This window comes from Cellulomonas alba, from assembly GCF_030362835.1.
GTDB lineage: Bacteria > Actinomycetota > Actinomycetes > Actinomycetales > Cellulomonadaceae > Cellulomonas > Cellulomonas alba.
In genome coordinates this window covers 1,287,432-1,313,067 of sequence record NZ_JAUCGQ010000001.1, presented here as the reverse complement: position 1 = coordinate 1,313,067, position 25,636 = coordinate 1,287,432, and the positions used below count along the sequence as shown (strand labels likewise).

At 75.6% G+C, this 25,636-nt stretch carries 21 protein-coding genes; 14 read left to right on the top strand and 7 right to left on the bottom strand.

Features of this window, described 5'->3' with window-relative positions; all coding sequences use genetic code 11:
• Positions 1-303 precede the first annotated feature (303 nt).
• From QRT04_RS05935 to QRT04_RS05925, 3 genes are read left to right on the top strand one after another with little or no spacing between them, the layout of a single operon-like run.
• Complete coding sequence (locus QRT04_RS05935) at positions 304-462, top strand: DUF4244 domain-containing protein (protein ID WP_289454234.1); 159 nt, start codon at positions 304-306, stop codon at positions 460-462.
• Complete coding sequence (locus QRT04_RS05930; RefSeq protein WP_289454232.1) at positions 459-830, top strand: TadE family type IV pilus minor pilin; 372 nt, start codon at positions 459-461, stop codon at positions 828-830. The genes QRT04_RS05935 and QRT04_RS05930 overlap by 4 nt, the downstream gene beginning before the upstream one ends.
• On the top strand, positions 827-1,237 hold the full coding sequence (locus QRT04_RS05925; RefSeq protein WP_289454230.1) for an Rv3654c family TadE-like protein: 411 nt from the start codon (positions 827-829) through the stop codon (positions 1,235-1,237). Before QRT04_RS05930 ends, QRT04_RS05925 begins: the two co-directional genes overlap by 4 nt.
• Positions 1,238-1,428: 191 nt before the next feature.
• On the opposite strand, the gene QRT04_RS05920 is transcribed toward QRT04_RS05925, so the two are convergent.
• A complete protein-coding gene (locus QRT04_RS05920) occupies positions 1,429-3,960 on the bottom strand; it encodes a DEAD/DEAH box helicase (protein WP_289454227.1) in 2,532 nt (843 codons plus the stop codon).
• 107 nt (positions 3,961-4,067) lie between these two features.
• On the opposite strand from QRT04_RS05920, the gene QRT04_RS05915 reads away from it, so the two are divergent.
• The 4 genes from QRT04_RS05915 (at position 4,068) to QRT04_RS05900 (ending at position 9,318) form a co-directional block, all read left to right on the top strand.
• Positions 4,068-4,835: a LamB/YcsF family protein gene (locus tag QRT04_RS05915; protein WP_289454225.1), complete on the top strand. Its 768-nt coding sequence runs from the start codon at positions 4,068-4,070 to the stop codon at positions 4,833-4,835.
• Complete coding sequence (locus QRT04_RS05910; RefSeq protein WP_289454224.1) at positions 4,832-6,451, top strand: 5-oxoprolinase subunit B/C family protein; 1,620 nt, start codon at positions 4,832-4,834, stop codon at positions 6,449-6,451. The genes QRT04_RS05915 and QRT04_RS05910 overlap by 4 nt, the downstream gene beginning before the upstream one ends.
• Before the next feature lie 219 nt (positions 6,452-6,670).
• Positions 6,671-8,482 (top strand): ribonucleoside triphosphate reductase, encoded by a 1,812-nt coding sequence (locus QRT04_RS05905; RefSeq protein ID WP_289454223.1) that lies wholly within the window; start codon positions 6,671-6,673, stop codon positions 8,480-8,482.
• Positions 8,479-9,318 carry an anaerobic ribonucleoside-triphosphate reductase activating protein gene (locus tag QRT04_RS05900; protein ID WP_289454222.1) on the top strand — a complete coding sequence of 280 codons (840 nt, stop codon included), beginning with the start codon at positions 8,479-8,481 and terminating at the stop codon, positions 9,316-9,318. The genes QRT04_RS05905 and QRT04_RS05900 overlap by 4 nt, the downstream gene beginning before the upstream one ends.
• A gap of 356 nt (positions 9,319-9,674) precedes the next feature.
• On the opposite strand, the gene QRT04_RS05895 is transcribed toward QRT04_RS05900, so the two are convergent.
• Both QRT04_RS05895 and QRT04_RS05890 read right to left on the bottom strand, forming a co-directional pair.
• Positions 9,675-10,589 carry a hypothetical protein gene (locus QRT04_RS05895; RefSeq protein WP_289454220.1) on the bottom strand — a complete coding sequence of 305 codons (915 nt, stop codon included), beginning with the start codon at positions 10,587-10,589 and terminating at the stop codon, positions 9,675-9,677.
• Positions 10,586-11,215, bottom strand: coding sequence for an RNA polymerase sigma factor (locus tag QRT04_RS05890; RefSeq protein WP_289454218.1), 630 nt, complete (start codon positions 11,213-11,215; stop codon positions 10,586-10,588). Before QRT04_RS05890 ends, QRT04_RS05895 begins: the two co-directional genes overlap by 4 nt.
• A 124-nt stretch (positions 11,216-11,339) precedes the next feature.
• Between QRT04_RS05890 and QRT04_RS05885 the strand changes: the two genes are divergently transcribed.
• Entirely contained in the window at positions 11,340-12,647 is a 1,308-nt protein-coding gene (locus tag QRT04_RS05885; RefSeq protein ID WP_289454217.1) for an MFS transporter, read from the top strand.
• A gap of 54 nt (positions 12,648-12,701) precedes the next feature.
• Here the strand turns inward: QRT04_RS05885 and QRT04_RS05880 are convergent, their stop codons facing one another.
• The 3 genes from QRT04_RS05880 to QRT04_RS05870 are packed head-to-tail and all read right to left on the bottom strand — an operon-like array spanning position 12,702 to position 15,729.
• A complete protein-coding gene (locus tag QRT04_RS05880; RefSeq protein ID WP_289454215.1) occupies positions 12,702-14,324 on the bottom strand; it encodes a hypothetical protein in 1,623 nt (540 codons plus the stop codon).
• A 14-nt stretch (positions 14,325-14,338) separates the two neighbouring features.
• Positions 14,339-15,154: a hypothetical protein gene (locus tag QRT04_RS05875; RefSeq protein WP_289454214.1), complete on the bottom strand. Its 816-nt coding sequence runs from the start codon at positions 15,152-15,154 to the stop codon at positions 14,339-14,341.
• Positions 15,151-15,729 (bottom strand): RNA polymerase sigma factor, encoded by a 579-nt coding sequence (locus QRT04_RS05870; protein WP_289454212.1) that lies wholly within the window; start codon positions 15,727-15,729, stop codon positions 15,151-15,153. Before QRT04_RS05870 ends, QRT04_RS05875 begins: the two co-directional genes overlap by 4 nt.
• Positions 15,730-16,220: 491 nt before the next feature.
• Between QRT04_RS05870 and QRT04_RS05865 the strand changes: the two genes are divergently transcribed.
• On the top strand, positions 16,221-18,521 hold the full coding sequence (locus QRT04_RS05865) for a sodium-translocating pyrophosphatase (RefSeq protein WP_289454211.1): 2,301 nt from the start codon (positions 16,221-16,223) through the stop codon (positions 18,519-18,521).
• A gap of 235 nt (positions 18,522-18,756) precedes the next feature.
• Here the strand turns inward: QRT04_RS05865 and QRT04_RS05860 are convergent, their stop codons facing one another.
• Entirely contained in the window at positions 18,757-19,632 is an 876-nt protein-coding gene (locus tag QRT04_RS05860; protein ID WP_289455724.1) for an aminoglycoside phosphotransferase family protein, read from the bottom strand.
• Between the two features lie 76 nt (positions 19,633-19,708).
• On the opposite strand from QRT04_RS05860, the gene QRT04_RS05855 reads away from it, so the two are divergent.
• The 5 genes from QRT04_RS05855 to QRT04_RS05835 all read left to right on the top strand — a co-directional run bounded on the left by QRT04_RS05855 (position 19,709) and on the right by QRT04_RS05835 (position 25,609).
• Positions 19,709-20,416, top strand: a complete 708-nt coding sequence (locus QRT04_RS05855) for a ThuA domain-containing protein (protein ID WP_289454210.1) — start codon at positions 19,709-19,711, stop codon at positions 20,414-20,416.
• Positions 20,417-20,609: 193 nt separating this feature from the next.
• Complete coding sequence (locus QRT04_RS05850; RefSeq protein ID WP_289454208.1) at positions 20,610-22,244, top strand: DUF7059 domain-containing protein; 1,635 nt, start codon at positions 20,610-20,612, stop codon at positions 22,242-22,244.
• A 128-nt stretch (positions 22,245-22,372) separates the two neighbouring features.
• A complete protein-coding gene (locus tag QRT04_RS05845; protein WP_289454206.1) occupies positions 22,373-23,656 on the top strand; it encodes an efflux RND transporter periplasmic adaptor subunit in 1,284 nt (427 codons plus the stop codon).
• The gene (locus QRT04_RS05840) at positions 23,649-24,380 is read left to right on the top strand and encodes an ABC transporter ATP-binding protein (RefSeq protein ID WP_289454205.1); all 732 of its coding nucleotides are present in this window, start codon (positions 23,649-23,651) and stop codon (positions 24,378-24,380) included. Before QRT04_RS05845 ends, QRT04_RS05840 begins: the two co-directional genes overlap by 8 nt.
• Positions 24,377-25,609: an ABC transporter permease gene (locus QRT04_RS05835; protein ID WP_289454204.1), complete on the top strand. Its 1,233-nt coding sequence runs from the start codon at positions 24,377-24,379 to the stop codon at positions 25,607-25,609. The genes QRT04_RS05840 and QRT04_RS05835 overlap by 4 nt, the downstream gene beginning before the upstream one ends.
• Positions 25,610-25,636: the final 27 nt, after the last annotated feature.

Sequence of the window (25,636 nt, the reverse complement as noted above, 5' to 3'; positions counted from 1 at the left end):
GGACAGGAGGCCGTGATGTCGTCGATCGTCGTCGCACCGCTCGGTGCGGAGCAGGTCCAGCACGAGGCGGGCGAACCGAGGAAGGGACTGCCTGCGGAACTGTTCGGTGTGCACTGGCGAGCTCTGCGGTGTCGCACGCCGAACTCGCGTCCGAGCACGGAACTCGCGCCTGTCCTGCTGGGCCGGCCCGGGCAGGTGCTCGGCCGCGCGGTGCCCGGGTCCGGCGCGGGGACGAGACGCTCGCGGGGATGGCGCGCCGTCCGGCCGCGGACCGCGGCCGTGGTCGCCCGCGAGGGGCGACGCGTGGCCGCCGCCTCGCGCGACGCGGGCATGGCGACGGCCGAGTACGCCATCGCGACGCTCGCCGCGGTGGGGTTCGCCGGTCTGCTCGTCGTGCTGCTGAAGAGCGACCTCGTGCGTGGGCTGCTCACCGCGATCATTCGCAAGGCGCTGCAGGGATGAGCTCCGCGCGCGACGGTGCCGACGTCGAGCACGGCAGCGTCGAGCAGGGCAGCGTCACCGCCGAGCTCGCGGTCGGCCTGCCCGTCGTCGTGCTGCTGATCGCGCTGCTGGCGTCGCTCGCCGCGGCGGGCGTCACCGAGCTGCGCTGCGAGGCGGCCGCGCGCGCCGGCGCCCGGGAGGCCGCGCTCGGCTCGGACGACGGAACCGTGCGGTCGACCGCCGCGAGGGTCGCGGGCGCCGGCGCTGCGGTCGAGATCGCGCGGGCCGGCGAGTGGACGACGGTGCGGGTGTCGGCCGGGGTGTCGCTCGGTCCGTGGGTGGCGCCCCTGCGCGTCGGGGGGACCGCCGTCGGGAAGGAGGAGCCGTGATCGCGGCGCCCCCGAGCGCGGGACGGGTCCCGGGGGTGCGAGACGCGGCCGCGCGCGACGGCGAACGCGGGTCCGGGACCGTGCTCGTCCTGGCGCTGGTGGCCGCCGTGCTGGTCGTCGCGGCCGCGACGGGGCTGCTCCTGGGCGCCCAACGTGCGCACGAGCGGGCACAGGGTGCCGCGGACCTGGCGGCGCTCGCCGGCGCGGCCGAGCTGCGCGCGTCGGACGGTGCGCTGGGCCCGGCGTGTGCGATCGCACGCCGGTCGGCGGCCGCGAACCGCGCGTCGGTGTCCGGCTGCCTGCCCGGACCGGGCGGGTCGCTGCGCGTGAGGGCCGTCGTGCACGCGGTTGCCGGCGACGCGACCGCGGAGGCGCGCGCCGGCCCGCGCGCCGCGAGCGGCGGCTGAACCGGTCGGCCGCGTCGCCCCCCGGCGAACGGCGGCTGAACCGGTCGGCCGCGTCGCCCCCCGGCGAACGGCGGCTGCACCGGCGGGCCGCGTCGCACCCCCGCCGGCGAGCGGCGGCTGAACCGGTAGGCCGTGGCCACGGGCCGGCGTCGCGCGCGCCCAGGGTGCGCGGAGGCCGAGCCGGCCGCGCGTCAGCCGTCCGCGTGCGTCAGGACCACGTCGAGCAGTCGGATCGCGGCCGCCTTGTCGAGCGGGTCGTTGCCGTTGCCGCACTTCGGCGACTGCACGCACGCCGGGCAGCCGGTCGAGCAGCGGCACGCAGCGATCGCGTCGCGGGTCGCGCGCAGCCACGTCGCGCCGAGGCGGAAGCCCCGCTCGGCGAAGCCGGCGCCGCCGGGGAACGCGTCGTGCACGAACACGGTCGGCTGCTCGGTGTCGGCGTGCATCGCGGTGGACAGGCCGCCGAGGTCCCACCGGTCGCAGGTCGCGAGCAGCGGGAGGAGGCCGATGGAGGCGTGCTCCGCGGCGTGCAGTGCGCCCGGGACCGCCTCGACGGTGACGCCCGCCGCGGCGAGGACCTCGGCCGGAGCGGTCCACCAGACGGCGGTCGTGCGCAAGGTCCGGGCGGGGAGGTCGAGGTCGGTCGAGCCGAGCACCTGGAGGTCGGGCAGGCGGCGCCGCTGGTAGGAGAGCACCTGGGTCGTCACGTCCACGTGGCCGAAGCCCCACGTGAGCGGACCCCAGGCGACCTGCTCGTCGACCGAGACGATGTCGGTCGACGTCACCCACCGGGCCCACGTGCCGTAGTCCACGTCGCGGCGGGTCACGAGCGCGACCCCGTCTGCGAGTCGCAGGTCGTCGACCACGAAGGCGAGGCCCTGGTGCACGTAGACCGCACCGTCGTGCACGGTCGAGTCGGCGGACCCGGCGTCGACGGTGCCGAGCAGCCGGCCAGTGGCGGACTCGACGACGCGCACGGGGTCGCCGCCGGTGCCGCGCAGGTCGGTGAGGCGCGTCGCGGGCTCGGCGTGGGTCCAGTACCAGCCCGACGGGCGGCGGCGCAGGGCCCCGCGCTCGACGAGCTCCGCGAGGAGCTCGCCCGTCTGCGGGCCGAACGTCGCGAGCTCCTCGGCGCGCAGCGGCAGCTCGGCAGCGGCCGCGCACAGGTGCGGGGCGAGCACGTACGGGTTGGTCGCGTCGAACACCGTCGCCTCGACGGGCGCGTCGAGGATCGCCTCGGGGTGGTGCACGAGGAACGTGTCGAGGGGGTCCTCCCGGGCGACGAGCGCGACCAGCCCCTCGGCACCCGCGCGCCCGGCGCGTCCCGCCTGCTGCCACAGCGACACTCGCGTCCCGGGCCAGCCGGCGATCAGCACGGCGTCGAGCCCGGAGATGTCGACACCGAGCTCGAGCGCGTTGGTCGTCGCGAGGCCGCGCAGGTCGCCGGAACGGATCGCGCGCTCCAGCTCCCGGCGCTCCTCGGGCAGGTAGCCCCCGCGGTAGGCGCGGACGGTCCGGGCGAGCTCCGGGTCGACCTCGTCGAGCGCTCGTTGGGCAGAGGCGGCGACCGACTCCGCGCCGCGCCGCGAGCGCGTGAACGCGAGCGTCCGGGCCCCCGCCGCGGCGAGATCGGCCAGCAGGTCGGCGACCTCGGCGGTGGCGGTGCGGCGCGGCAGCTCGTCGGGTTCGGCGACGATCCGCCCCTCGGGTGCAGCAGGAGCAGGATCGGTGTCGACCCGCCACACGTCGTCCGGCGACGGCGGTGCGGTGCGCTCGGCGTCACCGGCCGTCGTCGCCGCCGCGGGGACCGGCACGGGGGTCGCCCACGGGTCGTCGTCCACGAGCGCCGACCACGGCGCCTCGCGACCCGGCAGCTCGGGCGGCTGCCACAGCACGAACGTCTTCCGGCCCGCGGGCGACGCGTCGGCGGTCACTGCGACGACGTCGTCGGGGTCGACGCCGACCAGCCGCGCGGCGCTCTCGGCCGGGTCCGACGTCGTCGCCGACGCCAGCAGGAAGACCGGCGACGAGCCGTACGACTCGGCGATCCGCCGCAGTCGCCGCAGCACGAGACCGACGTGCGCCCCGAACACGCCACGGAACGCGTGGCACTCGTCGACGACGACGTACCGCAGCGACCCGAGCAGCCGCGACCACCGGCGGTGCTGCGGCAGGAGCGCGAAGTGGACGAAGTCGGGGTTCGTCAGCACCACCTGTGCGTGCTCCTGGACCCACCGCCGCTCGTCCAGCGACGTGTCGCCGTCGCAGGTGGCCACTCGCACGTCGCGCGTCCGCGCGGCGCCGACGAGCCGGTCGAGAGCGGCCAGCTGGTCGGCGGCCAGCGCCTTGGTCGGGCACAGGTACAGGGTCGAGGCGCGGCGCGCGACGGTCTCGACGCGGCCGGGTGCGAGCACGCCCGACGCGCTCGCCGCCCGCACCGCCGTGAGCGCAGGCAGCCAGAACGCGAGCGACTTGCCCGAACCGGTCGACGTCGCCAGCACCGCGTGCCGGCCGGCCCACGCCGCGTCGGCGGCCTCGACCTGGTGGCGCCACGGGCGCTCGACGCCGAGCTCGCGGTAGCCGTGGACGAGGTCGGTGTCGGCCCAGGTGGGCCAGTCCGCGTGCTCGCCCGCACGCTCGGGCAGGACGCGCACGTGCGTGGCGCGGTCCGCGCGGCGACCGCCCGCCAGGAGCACGTCGAGCAGCTCCCCGGTCCCCGCCACCGGCCCATGGTCGCACCTGGTGCGTGGCGTCCCGGAACGCGCGCCTCCGAGGATGCGAGCGTGCGACCGGCAGCGTCCCCCGACGTGCCGTCCGGCAGGATGCGAGGGTGCGCACCCGCATCGACCTGAACTGCGACCTCGGCGAGGGCCTCGACCCGTGGCGGCCGGGCGAGCCCGGGCTCGACGCCCGGTTGCTGGACGTCGTGACGAGCGCGAACGTCGCGTGCGGCGGACACGCCGGCGACGAGCGGACGATGGCCGCGGTGTGCCGTGCCGCCGTCGAGCGCGGTGTCGCGATCGGGGCGCACCCGTCGTATGTGGACCGCGAGCACTTCGGGCGCCGGTCGCTCGCCGTCGCCCCTCACGTGCTGCGCGCGCAGGTGGCCGAGCAGGTCGCCGCGCTGGTCGGGATCGCCCGGGAGGCCGGTGGCCGGGTCGCCTACATGAAGCCGCACGGCGCGCTCTACAACGTCGTCGCGCGTGACGAGGAGCAGGCCGTCGCCGTTCTCGACGGTGTCGCGGACGTCGGCGCGCTGCCCGTCGTCGGGCTGCCGGGCTCGGCCGTGCTGCGGCTCGCGCACGAGCGTGGTTGGCGAGCAGTGGCCGAGGGGTTCGCCGACCGCGGCTACCGGCCGGACGGCGCGCTCAGCGCACGGAGCGATCCCGGCGCGCTCGTCACCGACCCCGACGAGGTCGCGGCACGGGTCGTCGCGATGGCAGCGCGCGGCGAGGTGACGGCTGTCGACGGGTCTCGCGTCGCGCTCGACGTCGACACGCTGTGCGTCCACTCGGACACGCCAGGCGCCGTGGCGCTCGCCCAGGGCGTCCGGCAGGCGCTGACCGCCGCAGGGCTCGAGGTGGGCGCCTTCGCATGACCGCTGACGCGTGGTCGGTCGCGGCGTTCGGGGACGACGCCGTCCTCGTCACGCTGCCCGACCTGACCGCCGTCCGCGACGTCGACGCCGCGCTCCGGTCCGCGCGCCGCGCGGGCGCCCTCGCGGGGGTCGTCGACCAGGTGCCCGCCGCGGCGTCCGTGCTGCTCCGCGTCGCGGCCGGCGCCGATCTCGAGACGCTCGTGCGGGACGTCGAAGGCGAGGTGGCGGCGCTCGCGGGTGCCACCGTCGGCACGCGGTCCGCGGGTGAGCCCGCCGCGTCCGAGCTCGTCACGCTGCCGGTCCGGTACGACGGGCCCGACCTCGACGAGGTGGCGGGGCTGACCGGGCTCACGCGCGACGAGGTCGTCCGCCGGCACGCGGCCGCGGAGTACACCGTCGCGTTCGGCGGGTTCATGCCGGGGTTCGCGTACCTCGTCGGGCTCGACCCCGCGCTGCACGTCCCCAGGCGGGAGAGCCCGCGCGAGCGGGTACCGGCGGGAGCGGTCGCGATCGCCGACCGCTTCAGCGCCGTGTACTCCGCGGCCACGCCGGGCGGTTGGCGGCTGCTCGGTACCTGCGACGTCGCGCTGTTCGACGTGGACCGCGACCCGCCCGCGCTGCTGACGCCCGGCACGCGCGTCCGGTTCCGAGGGGTGCCGGCCGCGGACCCTGCCGGGCCGCGGGACGCGGACCTGGACCCCGACCCCGACCCCGACGCGCCCGAGCGCGCAGCGCCGCCGGCCCTCGGCCGCACCCGCGCCCTCACCGTCCTCGACCCGGGCACGCTCACGCTCGTCGAGGACCTCGGCCGCGCGGGCTGGGCGCACGTCGGCGTCGGCCGGGCGGGTGCGGCAGACGCCGAGGCGCTCGCGCTCGCGAACCGGCTCGTCGGCAACGCGGAGGGCGCAGCCGGCCTCGAGGTGCTCCTCGGCGGACTGCGCGTGCGCGCCGATCGGCCGGTCACCGTCGCGCTGGCCGGCGCACCCGGCGCGGCCGACGTGGACGGGCACCCGGTCGGCCGGCACGCGCCCATCGAGCTCGCGGCCGGGCAGGTGCTCCACGTCGGCACCGCGTCGCGCGGGCTGCGGGTGTACCTGGCGGTGCGGGGCGGCCTCGACGTGGTGCCGGTGCTGGGCTCGCGGTCGGCTGACCAGCTCGCGGGCATCGGGCCGGCGCCGCTGGCCGCGGGTGACGCGCTGCCGGTCGGCCCGGCGCCCGCCGACCTCCCGCCGGTCGACGTCGCGCCCGTACGCGACTGGGCCTCCGAGGTGGTCCTGCACCTCGCGCCCGGTCCGCACGCCGCGTGGGTCGAGGGGGGCCTCGAGGCGCTCGACCGGTCCGGGCCGTGGCTCGTCACGCCTGCGACGAACCGCGTCGCGCTGCGGCTCGACGGCACGCCCCTGCGTCGCGTGCCGGAGCGCGAGCACGCGGAGCTGCCCCCGGCGGGCCTCGTGCCGGGTGCCGTGCAGGTGCCGCCGGACGGGCGGCCGATCGTGTTCGGCATCGACCACCCGGTGACGGGCGGGTACCCCGTGCTCGCCGTCGTGCGCCGGCCGGACCTGCACTGGCTCGCGCAGCTGCGGCCCGGGGAGCGGGTGCGGTTCGTCGTCCGCTGAGACGGTGCCGACGGGCGCCGCGCAGCGACACGCCGCGGACTTCCCCCACCGAGTCGCCCGCGCCCCGAGGGCTGGCCGACCACCGCCACGACCGCCGGGACGAACGTCCCGCTCGCCGGTCGGACCAGGGCATAGAACTGCCACATCTGGCCCACCAACGGCCGGCCGACCACAACATCTGGTGGTCGGGGCCGAGCGAGCGTGACGAGGAGCAACCCCATGCCCGAGCCTGTTGTCGTCGACGTCGGTTCGTCGATCGACGAGTACCTCGACCGCCGCGACTGGCGCGTCAACGCGAACGCGAACCAGGGGTACTCGCTCGGCGGGCTCATCCTCAACACGGCGGGCAAGGTCGTCGCGAACTACTGGCTGAGCCACGTGTACCCGCCCGAGGTCGGGCGCGCGCACCGCGAAGGCGACCTGCACATCCACGACCTCGACATGCTGTCGGGCTACTGCGCGGGCTGGTCGCTGCGGCGGTTCCTCGCCGAGGGGCTCAACGGCGTGCCGGGCAAGGTGGACGCGTGCCCGCCGAAGCACTTCGGCTCGGCGATCGGCCAGATCGTCAACTTCCTCGGCACGATGCAGAACGAGTGGGCGGGCGCGCAGGCGTTCAGCAGCTTCGACACGTACATGGCGCCGTTCGTCCGCCTCGACGAGCTCACGTACGAGCAGGTCCGCCAGGGCATCCAGGAGCTCGTCTACAACCTCAACGTGCCGAGCCGGTGGGGCACGCAGACGCCGTTCACGAACCTCACGTTCGACTGGACGTGCCCGGACGACCTCAAGGACGAGGTCCCGGTCGTGGCCGACGAGCCGTGCGGCTTCACCTACGGCGACCTGCAGCCGGAGATGGACCTCATCAACCGCGCGTACATCGAGATCATGACGACCGGCGACGCGAGCGGCCGCGTGTTCACGTTCCCGATCCCGACGTACAACATCACGCGCGACTTCGACTGGCACAGCCCGAACGCCGACGCGCTGTTCGCGATGACCGCCAAGTACGGCCTGCCGTACTTCCAGAACTTCCTGAACTCGGACATGAACCCCGGCGACGTCCGCAGCATGTGCTGCCGGCTGCAGCTCGACCTCCGCGAGCTCCTCAAGCGCGGCAACGGCCTGTTCGGCTCGGCCGAGCAGACGGGCTCGCTCGGCGTCGTGACCGTCAACTGCGCGCGCCTCGGCTACCTCTACGCGGGCGACGAGGCGGGCCTGTACGCGGCGCTCGACCGGCTGCTGACGCTCGCGCGGACGTCGCTCGAGCTCAAGCGGACCGTCATCCAGCGGTACATCGACGAGGGGCTGTTCCCGTACACCCGCCGCTACCTCGGCACGCTCGAGAACCACTTCTCGACCATCGGCGTCAACGGCCTCAACGAGATGGTCCGCAACTTCAGCGGAAACGCGTACGACCTGACGCACCCGCGTGGGCACGCACTGTCGGTCCGCCTGCTCGACCATGTGCGCGGACGGATGGTCGAGTTCCAGGAGGCGACCGGCCACCTCTACAACCTGGAGGCCACGCCCGCCGAGGGCACGACGTACCGGTTCGCCAAGGAGGACCGCGTGCGGTTCCCCGGCATCCTGCAGGCCGGCACCGACGACCAGCCGTACTACACGAACTCCTCGCAGCTGCCGGTCGGGTTCACCGACGACCCGTTCGAGGCGCTCGAGCGGCAGGACGAGCTGCAGACGCGGTACACGGGCGGCACGGTCCTGCACCTGTACATGTCGGAGCGGCTGTCGTCGCCCGACGCGTGCCGCGAGCTGGTGCGCCGCGCGCTGACGCGGTTCCGCCTGCCGTACCTGACCGTGACGCCGACGTTCTCGATCTGCCAGCGGCACGGCTACCTCGCGGGCGAGCACCCGACGTGCCCCGACTGCGGCTCGCCGTGCGAGGTGTGGACGCGCGTCATGGGCTACCACCGGCCGGTGAGCTCGTTCAACATCGGGAAGAAGGGCGAGCACGCCGAGCGGGTGCACTTCCAGGAACCCGCCGCACTGGCCGGCGCGGGGGTCGGCGCATGAGCGCGCCGGGCTGCGCGGCGGCGACCGTCGGTGCGGAGGACGCTGTGTCGGCCGACGCGGCGGACGCTCGGAGCGTGCTCGTCGGGTCGCATCCTCCGCACCGACGGCGGGGCCCGGCGCCGGTCGACCTCGGCTGGGCGGACCGGTCGCCGGACACGCTCGAGATCGCGGGCCTGACGCCGATGTCGACGTGCGACTGGCCCGGCCGCCTCGTGGCGACGGTGTTCCTGCAGGGGTGCCCGTGGCGGTGCACGTACTGCCACAACCAGGCGATCCTCGACCCGCGCACGCCGGGCGTCCTGCCGTGGTCGGACGTGACGGCGCTGCTCGCGCGCCGGCACGGGCTGCTCGACGGCGTCGTGTTCTCGGGCGGCGAGCCGACCCGTCAGGCGGCGCTGGCCGACGCGTGCCGCGCGGTGCGCGACGCCGGGTTCCTCGTCGGGCTGCACACGTCGGGTGCCTACCCGAACCGGCTCGCGGCCGTGCTGCCGTACGTCGACTGGGTCGGGTTCGACGTCAAGGCACCGGCGCGGCTCTACCGCGAGATCACGCGCGTCGGCGGTGCGACGACCACCGCCGACGCCGCGTTCACCTCGCTGCGGCTGCTGCTCGACACCGCGGCCGCGCGGCCGCTCGACGGGCCGCCGCTCGACGTGCAGGTGCGCACGACGGTCGACCCGACCGTGCTGACGCCGGCCGACGTCGCGGACCTGACCGCCGTGCTCGCCGGGATCGGCGTCGAGGACCACGTGCTGCAGGAGGCTCGCCCGGACGGCACCACGACCGAGTACCGGCACGCGCTCGCGGCGGTGCGGGCGCGGGAGGCGGCTCGGTGAGCGTGCGGCGACCGGGTAGGCACGGGCCGATCCGGTGAGCGTGCGCCGACCGGGTAGGCGCGGGCCGCTCCGGTGAGCGTGCGGCGACCGGGCAGGCACGAGCCGATCCGGTGAGCGTGCGGCGACCGGGTAGGCGCGGGCCGCTCCGGTGAGCGTGCGGCGACCGGGTAGGCACGAGCCGATCCGGTGGGCTCGAGCACAAGCCTCCCGGTCGGTGCCGGGAGGTCCGCCGACGTCGACTCCGTGAGACCGCGCCGAGTCCGTGAGATCGAGCACGAGCCCGTGAGACAGGACTCACGGATCACGGTGGAACTCGCGGTCCTGACGGAAACTCGCGGTCCGGACCGGAGCCCGCGCTACGGGACCGTGATCTCGCGCGGCTCGGCGATGGCGACCACCGGGGTGCCGGTCGTGCTGGACGCGTCCTTGTAGACGTCGGCGCTCACGTACGGCCACGCGACGACCTTCTCGCCCGGCGTCACGTCGGGTTTGCCCTCGCACCCCACGACGTGCACACCGCCGGCGAGCCGGTAGGTCTGCTCGGGTCGCGTGCCGTCGACGCGCGTGCGGGTCGCGTCGTCCTCGACGAGCCGCGCGACGACCGTGCCGTCCGTGCCGACGATCGCGTAGCGCGCCGCGGTGGGAAGCTCGGCGTGCCACGTCAGCTGCGCGATGCCCGTCACCTGCGCGGTGAGGTCGTCGTCCGCCGCCAGCAGCAGGCCGTTCGCGTCCGGGCGTGAGTGGATCGTCGTGTGCACCGGCTCGCCGCAGCGGAAGATCGCGGCGGCGGGGTCGCCCAGCCCGAGACGCAGCTCGCGCTCGACCCGCGCCCGCTCCTCGGCGGCCGCCCTGTCCTGCGCCTCCGCGTCGGCCTTCGCCGAGGCGACCGCGGAGGCGAGCGCCCCCGGCGGGACCGTCGTCGCCGGGCCGTCCGTCCGGGGCCCGTCGTCGGCCGCCGTCCCCGGGTCCGACGGCGCCGGCGCGAACGTGTCGATCCGCAGGTCGTCCACGTCGCTGCCGGTCTGCGCGGGCCCGGCGGTCGGGGGCGCGTGCATCGCGCCGCGCACCTGCGCGCCGCCCGCGACGAGGGCGCCGGCGGCGCACGCGACGGCGACGCCCTGGCCCGTGTGGCGCACGGCGCGGCGGCGGCGCACCCGCGCCGTGATGCGGTGCACGGCCGCGGGAGCCTCGCCGCCGAGCGTCCCGTGCGCGGCGGCGCGCGTCGCTGCCGCGGCGAGGTCGGCGAGCAGGTCGTCGAGGTCGTCGGTCATCGTGTCCTCCGGGGGATCAGCTCGATGGTCTCTTCGTGGACGGCGTCGGCCTCGTCGTCGGGGTCGATCCGGCGACGGCCGGGCGCGTCGCGGTCCGCCAGGGCGGAGCGGGTGCGCTGCTGCGGCGGGCCCACGTCCGTGCCGACGAGCGCGGCCCGCAGCGCGGCCCGCCCGTCCGACAGGTACCGCTTGACCGCCCCTGCGCTGAGGTCGAGCAGCAGCGCGATCTCGTCGACCGGCAGGTCCTCGACGTGGTGCAGCACGACGCACGCGCGCTGGCGTGGCGACAGCGTCGCGAGGGCCTCGGCGAGCACCAGCCGGTCGCCCACGGCGAGCTCGGGCGGCAGCACGTGCGCGCGCTCGTCGACCGCCGCGAGGTGCCGGATGGTGGCCCAGTGCCGGCGGCGGCGGAAGCCGTCGAGGTAGATCGTGTGGATCGCGCGGCGCACGTACGCCTCGGCCGACCGGATCTCGGTGACGGGCCTCCCGCGCGAGAACACCCGGACCAGCGCGTCCTGCACCAGGTCCTCGGCCTCGCGGACGTCACCGGTGAGCAGGTAGGCGTGCCCGACGAGCGCCGCGCCGCGGTCGCGCACGAGCGCGTCGAGCGCCTGCTCCCAGCCCATCGGTCCCCGCTTCCTCGCCGGCCCGGTGGCCGCTACCTCTATGACGAACGACGCCGCCCCCAGGTTGGGGCACGACCGCGCCGGGTGGTCGGAGCCCACCCCGCGGCGCGGGAGAATGGCACCGATGCGATCCGCGACCGAGCCCCGGCCGACCCGCGCCGCCTGGGTGGTGTGGTCAGCGGCGGTCCTCGTCTACTTCGTCGCGGTGACGCACCGGACCGCGCTCGGCGTCGCGGGCGTCGAGGCCGTCGCCCGGTTCGACCTCGCGGCCACGGGCCTCGCGCTGTTCTCGGTCGTGCAGCTGACCGCGTACGCGGCGATGCAGATCCCGGCGGGTCAGCTGATCGACCGCCTCGGCCCGCGCGCGATGCTCACGGGCGGTGCGGTGCTGATGGCGACCGGCCAGCTCGTGCTCGCGACGGCGCACAGCGTCCCGGTGGCCCTCGTGGCGCGCGTGCTGATCGGCGCGGGTGACGCGCCCGTCTTCATCGGCGCCTGCCGCCTCGTCGCCGAGTGGTTCCCGCCGCGCAGCGTCCCCGTGATGGTGCAGGTCACCGGCCTGATCGGGCAGAGCGGCCAGCTCGCGTCCGCGATCCCGGTCGCCTGGCTGCTGCACCACCACGGCTGGACGGCGACGTTCGCGACGCTCGCGGGCGTCGGCCTCGCGACGGCCGTCGTCGGTGGCGTGCTGCTCCGCTCGCCCGCACGCTCGGCCGACCTCGGGCGGCGCGAGCCGTTCTGGCACGACGTGCGGCTCGCGACGACGCCGTCGGGCGTGCGGCTCGGGTTCTGGAGCCACTTCCTGACGCCCTTCTCGGCCAACGTCGTCACGATGCTGTGGGGCGTGCCGTTCTTCGTGACGGCCCAGCGGCGCAGCACCGCCGAGGCGAGCCTGCTGCTCACCGCCCTCACGCTGACCGCGATGACGACCGGCCCGATCATCGGCCGGCTCACGGCGCGGCACCCGCTGCGACGCAGCTGGATCGTGCTCGGCTCGGCCACTGCGTCGCTGCTCGCGTGGGTCAGCGTGCTCGCGTTCGACACGCCGCGGCCCCTGTGGCAGCTCGTGCTCGTCGTCATCGTGCTGGGCGTCGGCGGCCCGGTGTCGCTCGTCGGGATGGACTACGCGCGCACGTTCTCCGACGCGCACCGGATCGGCACGGCCAGCGGGTTCGTCAACGTCGGCGGGTTCGCGTCGACGATCCTCTCGGTGCTCGCGATCGGCGTGGTGCTGCAGGTGGTGTCGCCGCCCGGCACGACGACGTACTCGCTCGACGCCTTCCGCGTCGCGTTCTCGGTGCTGCTGGTGCCGTGGGTGGTCGGCGTGCTCGGCGTGTGGCGCAACCGCGTCCGCACGCGCGCCGACCTGGCCGCGACGGGCGTGCTCGTGCCGCCGATCCGTGACGTCATCCGGCGACGCCGGCACGGCTGACCGCGCTGCGGACCCGCGGCGGTCGGCGTGGCGACCCGGCCGGGTCGCGGTGCGTCAGCCGATCGTCAGCGGCCACGGACCGCCGACCGCGACGAACGAGGCGGGCGAGCTGACGGGTGCGTCCGGCCCCGTGGGGTCGACGGATCCCGGCGCCGTCCCGCGGGGCAGGTCGGAGGCGCCGCCGCTGCTCCCCCCGCCCGACGAGCTCGACGCCCCGGAGCTGCCCGCCACGGTCCCCGCGCCGGTCGACCCGCGGGACGTCCCTGCGCCCTCGGCCGCGGCGTGGGCGGCGGGTGTCTCCGGGACGCGCATCGGCGGTCCGATCGCCGCGGGCGTGAACGTCCACACCGTCCAGACGTCGTACGTGCCCGGTGGCAGCGGGTCGCCGACCGTCGCCGCCTGGTCCGGGACGCACGCGCGCAGCAGCGTCGAGGCAGCGAGGCCGGGGGACTGCGTCGACGTGCCGGGGTCGAGCTGGACGCCGAGGCCGATGGCGTCGCTCGCCTCGCCGGGCCCGCCCACCACGCGCCCGTCCCGCGTGACGAGCACCAGCGGGTGGCCCGTCAGCTCGTCGAGGTGCGTGGTCCCGTCGTTCGTGAGGCGCTGGCCGAACGAGTACGGCTCGCCGCGGCGCGCATCGGGGAGGGCGCGGGTGGTCAGGTCGACCGCGATCGGCGCGGGGGCGGCGGCGAGCGCGCGGAGACCCGCGACCGGTGCGCCGCACGCGGCCGGGTCGGTGCCCGTGGGCGCCGGCGCCGGCTCCGCCGTGGCCGTGCCGAGCGGCCTGGGTGAGCCGCCGGGACCCGTCGCCACCTGCACCGGCACGCTCGCCCCGACGACGGTGACGAGCGCCTGGCCGTCCGTCGGCCAGGCGTCGGGCGCGGGTTCGGTGGGCGTCCCCCCGGTCGGCACCGCGACGCCGACGTCGCTGGTCGCCCACGGCTCGAGCGCGATCGTGTCGGTGACGACGAGGTCGTACGCCCCACCGAGCGTGTGACCGTCGCACGCCACGAACCGGCCCTCGACGTCCTCCGAGAAGGGCAGGGCGACGGCGGCGTAGTCGCCGCGGTTCTCCGGCGAGGTGGCCTCCGCGACGGTGGGCGCCGCGCGACCGGCACGCACCGCGACCACGCGCCCGTCCCGCAGCAGCGAGACGTCGGTCCCGTAGACGATCGCGGTCAGCGGGTCGGGCGCCGGACCCGGGACCGGGCTGGAGGTGCCGCCGCCCGGGGTGTCGCCGGGTCCGGCGGTCGACCCGGTCCCGTCGCCGTCTGCCGTGCTGGTCCGCGAGTCCGTGCCCGACGGCGCGACCGGGACGTCGAGCGTGGTCCGCAGGCGCCACGGCGCGTCGGCCGGCAGGTCGGCGGGCGCGTCGATCGTGAGCGTCGGCGCCCCGCGTCCGGGGAGCAGCTCGGGCGCCCAGTGGGGGATCAGCTCGTCGATCGCGCGCCCGCACCACCGGTGGTACGCGCTCGGCAGGTCGGGGAACGCGCCGCCGGACGAGCCTCGGGCTCCCGCGCACGCGCTCGTGGCGGCGAGCACGAGGACCGCGGCGACGGCGACCCCGGCGCGACCGCCCCGCGTCACGGTCGTGCCGGGCGAGCCGGCCCCCGCCGCGGGCGCGTGCCGCCCGGCCCGCCCGTCCCGTGAGCCGGCGGCGTCCCAGACCCCGCGCACGATGGCTCGCCCCCTCAGCCCGCGGCCGGCACGGTGACGGTCGAGCGCGCCACGGCGTGCTGCGTCCAGTCGCCCCCGTCGCCCGTCATCGCGAGCGTCTGCACGACGACCAGCTCGTACGTGCCCGGCTCGACGACGGGCGACCCGTGGCCGACCGGGTACTGCGCGCACGAGGCGAGGTGCGCGGTCACCGGCGTGGAGATCGTGCCGTAGATGCCCGGCCGGTGCGGAGAGGCGGTCGTCGGGCCCTCGGGCTGCTGGACCTGCGCACCCTCCTGGACCGCGACGACGACGCCGTCACGCACGAGCGAGACGTCGGTGCCGACGACCTCGGCGTGCATCCCGTCGTCCCGGCGCGCGACGGTCGTCGCCTGCCAGGTGCCGTCCGCGGCGACCGTCGCGCCCCGCAGCGTGAGCTCGGTCGGGTCCGGCGGGTCGGCGAGGGGCTTGCCGCACCGGTCGAACTGGGCCGGCCAGTCGCCGCCCGCGCCGTCGTCGCCCTGCGCCTCGGACCCGTTCGGCAGCGGAGCCACGCCGCCGCCGAGCGAGTCGGACGCCGTCGACCCGCCGGACGTCGAGCCGGCCGCGACCCGACCGCCGTGGCCGGTCGTGACGGCGCCCCACACGGCCGGCGCCGCGACCACGACCCCGGCCGCGAGCACGCAGGCTCCGCCGCTGAGGGCGGCCCGCCGCGCGGTCCGACGCCGGCGCACGCGACGCCGGATCGTCGTCACCGGCACGTCGTAGCCGAGCGACTCGGGCCAGCCGGCGGCGTCGTCGAGCGCGTGGCTCAGCGGGTTGCCGTGCGGGTCGGGCGTCGGGTGGTTCATGACGACCTCCGGGTGTCGAGCGGCTTCGTGGCGGGGTGGGTGCCGAACGTGACGGCGGGCCCGGCGTCGTCGGGCAGTGGTCCGAGCAGGGACTCGAGCTTGTGCGTGGCCGTGGACAGGTACCGCTTGACGGTGCCCGTCGCGAGGCCCATGCGGTCCGCGACCTCGGGCACGGTGAGGTCCTCGACGTGGCGCAGCACGATCGCGACCCGCTCCTGCGGCGCGAGCCGGTCGAGCGCCGCGCGCACGTCGACGCCGGCCGTCACCGCCGCCGCGGGATCGGGCGTCGCCTCGCGGGACCGCTCGTCGTGCTGCACCAGGTGCCGCAGCCCGCTCCAGCGCTGGCGTCGGCGCAGCACGTCGAGGTGGATGGTCAGGATGGCGCGCCGGACGTACGCCTCGGCCGCGTCCGGCGCGAAGCCGGTGCGCGTGCGCGCGAACACCCGCACGAACGCGTCCTGCACCAGGTCCTCGGCCTGCCGCGGGTCCCCGCTCAGCAGGAGCGCGTAGCCGAACAGCGCGCGCCCGCGCTCGCGGGCGAGCACCTCGAGGGTGTCGGGCTGGTTCGGCGGCACGGCTCCATCGTCTCGTCACAGGGCTCCCTACGAGCCCAGACGCGCGACGAGGGCGAACCGTTGCATCGGTTCGCCCTCGCCGTCCGGCCACCGGCGCGAGCCCGGCGTCCGAACCGCGAGGAGAGGGTCCCTCCCACCCACCCCTCGCGGGCCGTTCGTCGGTCAGGAGCCGGTCCCGCCCGCGTGGATACCGCCGCCCGACGCGGTCGTCAGGACGCGCCGGCGGTGCCCTCCGCGAGCGTGGCGCGTCACGCGTGGGCACCGTCCGCGAGCATCTGCCCCAGCCGGGCTGGGGCACCCTCGTCGTCGTCGCAGGGGGCGCCCCCTGCGCGCCCCCTGACATGAAGACGTACGGCGGTCGGCAGACGTTGGTCGGCCGGTGTCAGATGCGTCACAGCGCCTGGCTAGACTCTGCGGGTCCGGCGGGCAACGGGGCCAACCGGATCCGGGCGCGATCAGGGGAGAGCGCGCCGCACTCCGAGGAGGAATGCATGGTCGAGCTCGGTTCCACGAGCCTCACGATCGTCGGTGTCATCGCGGCCGTGGCAATCGCCGCCCTGCTCGTGGCAGCCGTGCTGCGCCGTCAGGTGCTCGCAGCCGGTGAAGGCACCCAGTCCATGCGCGACATCGCGCAGGCCGTCCAGGAGGGCGCGAGCGCGTACCTCAACCGGCAGTTCCGGACGCTCGCGCTGTTCGCGGTCGTCGTCTGCGCGCTGCTGTTCCTGCTGCCCGGTGATGCGGGCATCAAGGTGGGACGGTCCATCTTCTTCCTGGTCGGCGCCGTGTTCTCGGCGTCGATCGGCTTCCTGGGCATGTGGCTCGCGACGCGGGCCAACCTGCGCGTGGCCGCGGCCGCGTCGCAGGAGAACGGCCGCGCCGAGGGCGCGCGCATCGCGTTCCGCACCGGCGGCGTCGTCGGCATGTCCGTGGTCGGGCTGGGCCTGCTCGGCGCGGCGGCGGTCGTCCTGATCTACAAGGGTGACGCGCCCTCCGTGCTCGAGGGCTTCGGCTTCGGCGCGGCGCTGCTCGCGATGTTCATGCGCGTCGGCGGCGGCATCTTCACCAAGGCGGCCGACGTGGGCGCCGACCTCGTCGGCAAGGTCGAGCAGCACATCCCCGAGGACGACCCGCGCAACGCGGCGACCATCGCGGACAACGTGGGCGACAACGTCGGCGACTGCGCCGGCATGGCCGCCGACCTGTTCGAGTCGTACGCCGTGACGCTCGTCGCGGCGCTGATCCTCGGCCGTGCGGCGTTCGGCGAGAAGGGCCTCGTGTTCCCGCTCCTCGTGACGTCGATCGGCGCGCTCGTCGCGGTCATCGGCGTGTTCACCACGCGCGTGCGCGGCCAGGAGAGCGGTCTCGCGGCGATCAACCGCGGGTTCTACGTCGCGGCCGTCATCGGCGTCGTGCTCGCCGCGGTCGTGGCGTTCGTGTACCTGCCCGACACGTTCGCGGCGTTCACCGACGGCACCGCGAAGCTCACGGAGCACGCCGGCGACCCGCGGCTCATCGCGTCGGCGGCCGTCGCGATCGGCGTCGTCCTCGCGGGCGTCATCCTCTGGGTCACCGGCTACTTCACGGGGACGACGAGCAAGCCGACGCTGCACGTCGCCGCGACGACCCGCACCGGTGCCGCGACGGTCGTCCTGTCGGGCATCGGCGTCGGCTTCGAGTCGGCCGTCTACACCGCGGGCATCATCGCCGCGGCGATCTGCGCGCTGTTCCTCATCGCCGGCGGGTCGATCGCGCTGTCGCTGTTCCTGGTCGCGCTCGCGGGCTGCGGCCTGCTCACGACCGTCGGCGTCATCGTCGCGATGGACACGTTCGGGCCCGTCAGCGACAACGCGCAGGGCATCGCCGAGATGTCCGGCGACGTGACGCCCGAGGGCGCGCAGATCCTCACGGACCTCGACGCCGTCGGCAACACCACGAAGGCCGTGACGAAGGGCATCGCGATCGCGACGGCCGTGCTCGCCGCGACCGCGCTGTTCGGCTCGTACGCCGACGCGGTGTCGATCGCGCTCGCCAAGCCCGGCGTGCACGTCGGCAGCGACATCGTCGCCGCCATGACGCGGTACGAGGTCATCTCGCCGGTGACCCTCGTCGGCGTGATCCTCGGCGCGGCGGTCGTGTTCCTGTTCTCGGGCCTCGCGATCGACGCGGTGACCCGGGCGGCCGGCGCCATCGTGTTCGAGGTGCGCCGCCAGTTCCGCGACTTCCCGGGCATCATGACCGGCGAGGTCCGCCCTGAGTACGGCAAGGTCGTCGACATCTGCACGCGTGACTCGCTGCGCGAGCTCGCGACGCCGGGTCTGCTCGCGGCGTTCGCCCCGATCGCGGTCGGCTTCGGCCTCGGCGTCGGCCCGCTCGCCGGGTTCCTCGCGGGCGCCATCGCCGCGGGCGTGCTCATGGCCGTGTTCCTTGCGAACTCGGGCGGCGCGTGGGACAACGCGAAGAAGATCGTCGAGGACGGCAACTTCGGCGGGAAGGGCTCCGCGGCGCACGACGCGGCGGTCATCGGCGACACCGTCGGCGACCCGTTCAAGGACACCGCCGGCCCGGCGATCAACCCGCTCATCAAGGTCATGAACCTCGTGTCGGTGCTCATCGCGCCGGCCGTGGTGGCGATCTCGGTGGGCTCGGGCGCCAACCAGCCGGCGCGCCTGGCGATCGCGATCGTCGCGGCGCTCATCGCGTTCGGCGCGGTGGTGGCGTCCCGCCTGCGGGCGGCGCGCGTCGACCGCGACGGCGTCGACGAGCCCGAGGCGGCTCCCGCGCTCACGCACTGAGCGCTCGGACGACGAGGCCCCGGTTCTCCGCGGAGGACCGGGGCCTCGTCCTGTCCGGGACGGGGCGGTGCCGACCGCGAGCCGTGCCAGGTGTGCGGGCGAGCGGCCGACACGCCGCGTGCGGAGGCCGCGAGATCGGCGTGTCGCCGCGCCGGCCGCACGTTCGGTACGGCGCACCCGGATCGCGCGGCGTCCAGCAGACCGATCGCCGCCCGCGCCCGGCCGCGCGGGGCCGTCAGGCGTGTCGCGCGTCCGCCAGGACCTCGCGCAGCACGCGCCACGCGTTCGCGGCGAGCACCGGGTTCGTGTCCCGGTAGTACGGCAGCTGGACGAGCGCCTGCGCGAGCGCCCGCGCGCGGCCGCGCACCCAGGTGGCGTCGTCGACGCCGAGCCCGTCGCGCAGCGTGGCCCGCGCGCCCGCCGGCAGCAGGTTCCACGCCACCCCGAGGTCGGAGGCCGCGTCGCCGAGGCCGATGCCGGCGAAGTCGATCAGCCCGCTGAGCCGGCCGTCGCGCAGCAGCAGGTTCCCGGGCGCGAGGTCGTGGTGCACCCACGTGCGGGTGCCGTCCCACTCGGCGTGCGCGAGGGCCTCGTCCCAGATGGCCGCGAGGGTCGCGATGTCGACGTCGTCGGCCAGCGCCGCCAGGTCGCGGCGGACCTGGTCGTCCCGACCGCTCAGCGGCTGGTCCTTCGGCTCGCCGTCCGGGAGCTCGAGCGCGCGGATCGCGCGGACGAGCGTGACCAGCTCGCGGGCCAGCGCGTCGGGGTCGTCGAGCGCGTCGATCCGCGGGTTCACCCCGTCGAGCCACGTCAGCACGGACCACGACCACGGGTAGTCGTCGGACGGGTTGCCCGTCGCGAGGACTCGCGGCGTCTCGACCGGCAGGCGACCCGCGACGAGCGGCAGCCACCGCACCTCGTGGTCCACGGTGCCGGCCGCCCAGTGGATGCGCGGCAGCCGGACGACCATGCGGTCGCCGAGCCGGAACATCGCGTTGTCGGTGCCGCTCGACGCCACCCGCCGCACCGGCAGCCCGGCCCACCGCGGCAGCTGCTCGGCGACCAGGCGCGCCACGAGGTCCGTCGGGAGGTCGAGCTCGTCGGCGTGCATCCTCACGCGGGCAGTCGAGCAGGGTGCGCGACCGGGACGCCAGGGGATTGCGCCGGCCGCGTGGCACGCTGGCGCGATGGCGCCCGTCACCGATGCCGCCCTCGTCCTCGTCGGCCAGGGCCGGTACGCCGACCCGTGGCACGACGTCGCCGCGACGTCGCACGCGCTCGCGGCCCTGCTCGCGGACGTCGGGCTGCCGGTCGACGTCCGGGGCACACGGCCCGACGCGCTCGGCGGGCTCGACGCGCCGGGTCTGCTGGTCGTCGTCGCGGGCGACGGCCGCCGGGACGCGGAGTTCGACGGCGACGACGACGCGTGGCGCGGGTTCCACGACCGGCGCGCGGACTGGGTCGCCGAGGGCGTCCCGGTGCTCGCCGTGCACCAGTCGGCGATGGCCTTCCGGGACGACCCGCGGTGGGCGCGCGAGGTCGGCGGCCGGTGGGTCGAGGATCGCTCGTGGCACCCGCCGCTCGGACCGGCCGTGCTCCGCGTCGCCGGCGACCCGCACCCGGTCACCGCGGGCCTCGGTCCGCTCGCGGTCGTCGACGAGCGGTACGCGGACCTCGAGGTCGACCCCGGCGTCCGGCCGCTCGTGCTCGCCGACGTCACCGCCGACGAGGCGTCCGACCGGCCGGTGTCCGCGGGCGCGCACCCGGTCGTCTGGGTCGCGCCGGGGCCGGGCCGCGTGCTGTACGACGCGCTCGGCCACGACGTCCGCTCCTTCGAGTCCCCCGACCACCGAGCGCTGCTGACGGCGGCGATCGGCTGGCTGCTGGCGCTCTGACCCGACCTGTGACGGGGGCATCAGCAGCGGCCACTGCGGGTGCGGAACCGTCGGTGCGGACCACGCGGCGACACGCCGGAGGGCAGGCGCCTGCGGACGGCGTGTCGGCCGTTCCTCCGCACGGACGGTTCGGGGGCCTCGTGGACGCGACCCCGGGCGGCGCGCGACCTGTGCAGTCCGCGAGGATGGCCCGGTGGACACGCCTCGCACCGAGCCCGCCCTCGTCGACGCGCTGCGGGCCGACCTCGCGGCCGCCGGCTTCACCGTCACCGGCGTGGACGAGCTGCTCGGTCCCGTCGCGTCCGACGCGCTGCACCGGGAGGAGCAGGTGCCCGCGCTGCGCGCGACGGCGTCGAGCGACGAGCCCGCCGCGGCGCTGATCCGGGCGTTCGTGCTGGGCGCGCCGGTGCGCCGTCGGGCTCTCGAGCGCGCGCTGCCGACGGTCGGCGTCGCCGGCGCCGCGCGACTCGGGCTCGTCGCGAGCTCCGGGACGGCGGCGGACGACGAGGTGCACGCGCTCGTCGACCTGCGTCCGTACACCGCGCTGGACGCCGTCGACCCCGGCGGAGAGACGCGCGAGGTCGACTGGTGGATCGCGTCGGACCTCGGCGAGCTGGCCACCGGCCGCGCGCTGCGCACCGACCACGTGCTCGGCGTCGGCGGCGCGTCGACGACGCTCGCCCAGGTGACGGTGCGCCGGCCCGTCGCGCGCGCCCTCGACCTCGGCACGGGGTGCGGCATCCAGTCGCTGCACGCGCTGCTCCACGCCGGGCGCGTGACGGCCACCGACATCTCGCACCGCGCGCTCGCGTTCGCGCGGTTCAACGCCGCGCTCGCCGGTGTCCGCGCCGAGGGCCAGGGGACCGAGAGCCCGACGCACCTCGCTGCGTCCGACCGCACCGACGGCGCCGCGCACCCGCCGGCCGGCCCGGCCGCACCCACCGCCCCCGCGCGCCTCGACCTCCGGCTCGGCTCGATGCTCGACCCCGTCGCGGGCGAGCGGTTCGACCTCGTCGTCAGCAACCCGCCGTTCGTCATCACGCCGCGCGACCCGGACGTCCCGACGTACGAGTACCGCGACGCGGGCCGCACGGGCGACGCGATCGTGCGCGAGCTGGTCACCGGCGTCCGCGCGGTCCTGGCACCGGGGGGCGTCGCGCAGCTGCTCGGCAACTGGGAGGTCCGCCGCGGCGAGCGCTGGGACGAGCGCGTCGGGGAGTGGCTCGCCGAGTCGGGGCTGTCCGGCTGGGTGGTCCAGCGCGAGCTGCAGGACCCCGCGCAGTACGCCGAGACGTGGATCCGGGACGGCGGCACGACGCCTGACCGCGACCGCGAGGCCTGGCGGACGAGCTACGACGCGTGGCTCGACGACTTCGCGTCGCGCGACGTCGAGGCGATCGGGTTCGGCATCGTGACGCTCGTCGACGACGGCCTCGGCTGGGCGCGGCTCGAGGAGGTGACGGGCACGGTGCAGCAGCCGCTCGGTCCGTCGATCGAGGCGTCGGTGCGCGCGCGGGCCGCGCTGGCCACGCGAGACCTCGCCGACCTGCGGCTCGTGGTCGCGCCGGACGTCACCGAGGAGCGGTACCTGACGCCGGGCGACGTCGACCCGCAGATCATCCTGCTGCGGCAGGGCGGCGGGTTCGGCCGGACGGTCCAGGCGGGCACGGCGCTCGCCGCGCTCGTCGGCGCGTGCGACGGCGAGCTGACCGTCGGGCAGATCGTCGCGGCGCTCGGCGCGCTGCTCGAGCGACCCGCGCACGAGGTCGCCGCCGAGGTCCTGCCTGCGGTCGAGGGGCTCGTCGTCGACGGCCTGCTCACCGTCTGACCTGCCCTCACAGCCTCGCCACAGTCTCGGCTGACGATCGCCCCAGCCCGTCTCCCTACCTTCGCGTCCGTCGGTCGCACTGGCCGCCCCGGGGCACGTCGCCCCCGCTGAGGTGAACGAGGGAGACCATGCGTCGCGTCTGGAGACGGACCAACCCCTGGGCGAAGGTGGCCACGGCCGTCGTCGTCCTCGCGCTGGCCGGGGTCGGGGTCTGGTGGTTCGGCTTCCGGGGGGACGAGGCGAGCGCCGCGGCGCCCGTCACGCGCACCGTCCAGGCCAGCACGACGACCATGCAGAAGACCGTCAGCTCGACGGGCACGGTCTCGCCCAGCGTCGAGGAGGACGTGAGCTTCGCGGTCAGTGGCACGGTCACGTCGGTGCCCGTGACGCAGGGCACGCAGGTCACGAAGGGCGACGTGCTGGCCAAGGTCGACACGCTGCAGCTCAAGGCCGACCTGCTCTCCGCCAAGGCTGACCTCGCGAGCGCGGAGGCGACGTGGTCGGACGCGCGGGACGCGAGCGACGGGAGCGACGCGTCCGTCTCGCGAGTCGCGGCGGCGCGGTCGCAGGTCGACGTGGCGCAGGCCGCGGTCGACACCGCCGAGGACGACTACCGCGCGGCCACGCTGACGGCGCCGGTGTCGGGGCTGCTGACGTCCGTCAACCTGGCGGTCGGCGACGCCGTGACCGGCTCGAGCGGCAACGGGAGCAACGGCAGCAACGGCAGCAGCAACGGGAGCTCGAGCTTCCCGAGCTCGTCGTCCAGCTCGTCCAGCTCGAGCTCGTCGAGCGCGCAGTTCGTGATCGTCGGCACCGACTCGTGGGACGTCGACGCCACGGTGTCCGACTCGGAGGTCGCGAACGTCAAGGTCGGCGACCAGGCCGAGATCGCGATCGACGACGTCGCGGGCACGGTGTACGGCACGGTGAGCGCGATCGGCCTGCTCTCGACGAGCTCGTCGGGCGTCGCCTCGTACCCCGTGACGATCGCGGTGACGCCGGGCCAGAGCACCCTGCACGACGGCGAGTCCGCGGACGTGAAGGTCATCTACTCCAAGCGCACGGGCGTCCTCGCGGTGCCGAGCCTCGCGGTGAGCACCGGCACGGACGGCGTCAGCTACGTGACGAAGGTCGACGCGGAGGGCAAGCAGACCAAGGTCGCCGTGAAGACCGGCGAGACCGCGAACCAGATGACCGAGATCACGTCGGGCCTGACCGAGGGCGACTCGGTCGTCCTCGTGACGTTCACCCCGGGCGGCGGGTCGGGGTCCGGCAGCCAGCGCGGCCAGCGCGGTGAGGGAGGCTTCGGGGGGACGTTCCCCGGCGGCGAACGCCCGGGCGGCGGGCGCCTGCCCGAGGGCGGCTTCGGCGGCAACCTGCCCGGCGGCACCCAGGGCGGCGGTCGTGGCTGAGCTGACCTACGCGCCCGATCGCTGGGCGTCGGCCCCGGCCGAGCCCGTGATCGAGCTCGAGGGCGTGACGAAGACGTACCGCACCGGCACCGTCGAGTTCCAGGCCCTGCGCGGCGTCGACCTCCGCATCGGCGTCGGCGAGTACGTCGCGATCATGGGCCCCTCGGGGTCGGGCAAGTCGACGCTGATGAACCTCCTCGGCTGCCTGGACACGCTGACGACGGGCACGTACCGGCTGGCGGGCGAGGACGTCGGCGAGCTCGACGAGATCGACCTCGCGGAGATCCGGAACCGCCGCATCGGCTTCGTGTTCCAGCAGTTCAACCTGCTGCCGTCGCTGCCCGCGTGGCGCAACGTCGAGCTGCCGCTCGTCTACGGGCACGTGCCGGCGGCCGAGCGCCGCCGCCGGGCTCTCGAGGCGCTCGACCGGGTCGGCCTCGCGGACCGGGCGCGGAACCGCCCCGGCGAGCTGTCGGGAGGCCAGCAGCAGCGCGTCGCCGTGGCCCGCGCGCTCGTCGGGGAGCCGGCGCTCGTGCTGGCCGACGAGCCCACCGGCAACCTCGACTCGGTGTCGACGGCCGACGTGCTGTCGCTCCTGGACGACCTGCACACCGCGGGCAGCACGATCGTCCTGATCACGCACGAGGCCGACGTCGCGCGGCGCGCCGAGCGGGTGGTGCGCGTCATGGACGGCCTCATCCAGTCCGACGAGGTGATCCGGTGACCTGGCTCGAGACCCTGCGCACCGGGTGGCACGCCGTCCGCTCGCACGCCCTGCGCTCGACGCTGACCGTGCTCGGCATCCTCATCGGCATCGCGGCAGTGATCCTCACCGTGGGCCTCGGCCTGGGCACGCAGCAGGACGTCTCGAAGCAGATCTCCTCGCTCGGGTCGAACCTGCTGATCGTCCGGCCCGGGTCGTCGACGTCTGCCGAGGGCATCCGCGGCGGCTTCGGCTCCCGCACCACGCTCACGCGCGCCGACGCCGACGCGCTCGCGTCGAAGACCAACGCCCCGGACGTCGCGGGCGTGGCGGCCGAGAAGTCGACGTCGACCGAGATCGACGCGGGGAGCACGAACTGGACGACGACGGTGGTCGGCACCACGACGAGCTGGCTCGACGTGCGCGGCAGGACCGTGGCCCAGGGTCGGTTCCTCACCGCGGCGGACGAGACGAGCCGCGCGAACGTCATCGTGCTCGGGCCCGAGACCGCCAAGGAGCTGTTCGGCACCACGTTCGTCACCGGTCAGACGGTGACGATCAGCGGCACGGACTTCCAGGTGGTCGGCGTCCTGAAGCCGGAGGGCTCGAGCGGCGACAACGACCTCGACGACACCGCGATCGTGCCGATGTCGACGGCCGCGAACCAGCTCGTGGGCGGCTCGGACCGCAACGCCGTCAGCACGATCTACCTCCAGGCCGCGTCGACCGACCAGCTCGCGGCGGCCGACGCCGAGGCGACCACCCTCCTGCTGAACCTGCACGGCATCACGGACTCGTCGAGCGCCGACTTCACGATCAGCAGCCAGGACGCGCTCGTCTCGACCGCGACGTCGGTCTACAAGACGCTGACGATCCTGCTCACCGGCATCGCGGCGCTGTCGCTGCTGGTCGGTGGCATCGGGGTCATGAACATCATGCTCGTCTCGGTCACCGAGCGGACGCGCGAGATCGGGCTGCGCAAGGCGCTGGGCGCGCCGCCGTGGGCGATCCGCCGGCAGTTCCTGGTCGAGGCGTCGGTGCTCGGGCTGACCGGCGGCCTGCTCGGTGCCGTCGTCGGCGTCGTCGCCGCCAAGGCGCTGCCCAGCGCGCTCGGCTCGTCGGTCGTCGTCTCGGGCGTCGCCGTGGGCGGCTCGGTCGTCATCGCGATCGCGATCGGCCTCGTCTTCGGGGTCTACCCCGCCACGCGGGCCGCGCGGCTCGCCCCCATCGACGCGCTGCGGGCGGAGTGATCCGCGTGCGCGCATCCCCGAGGAGAA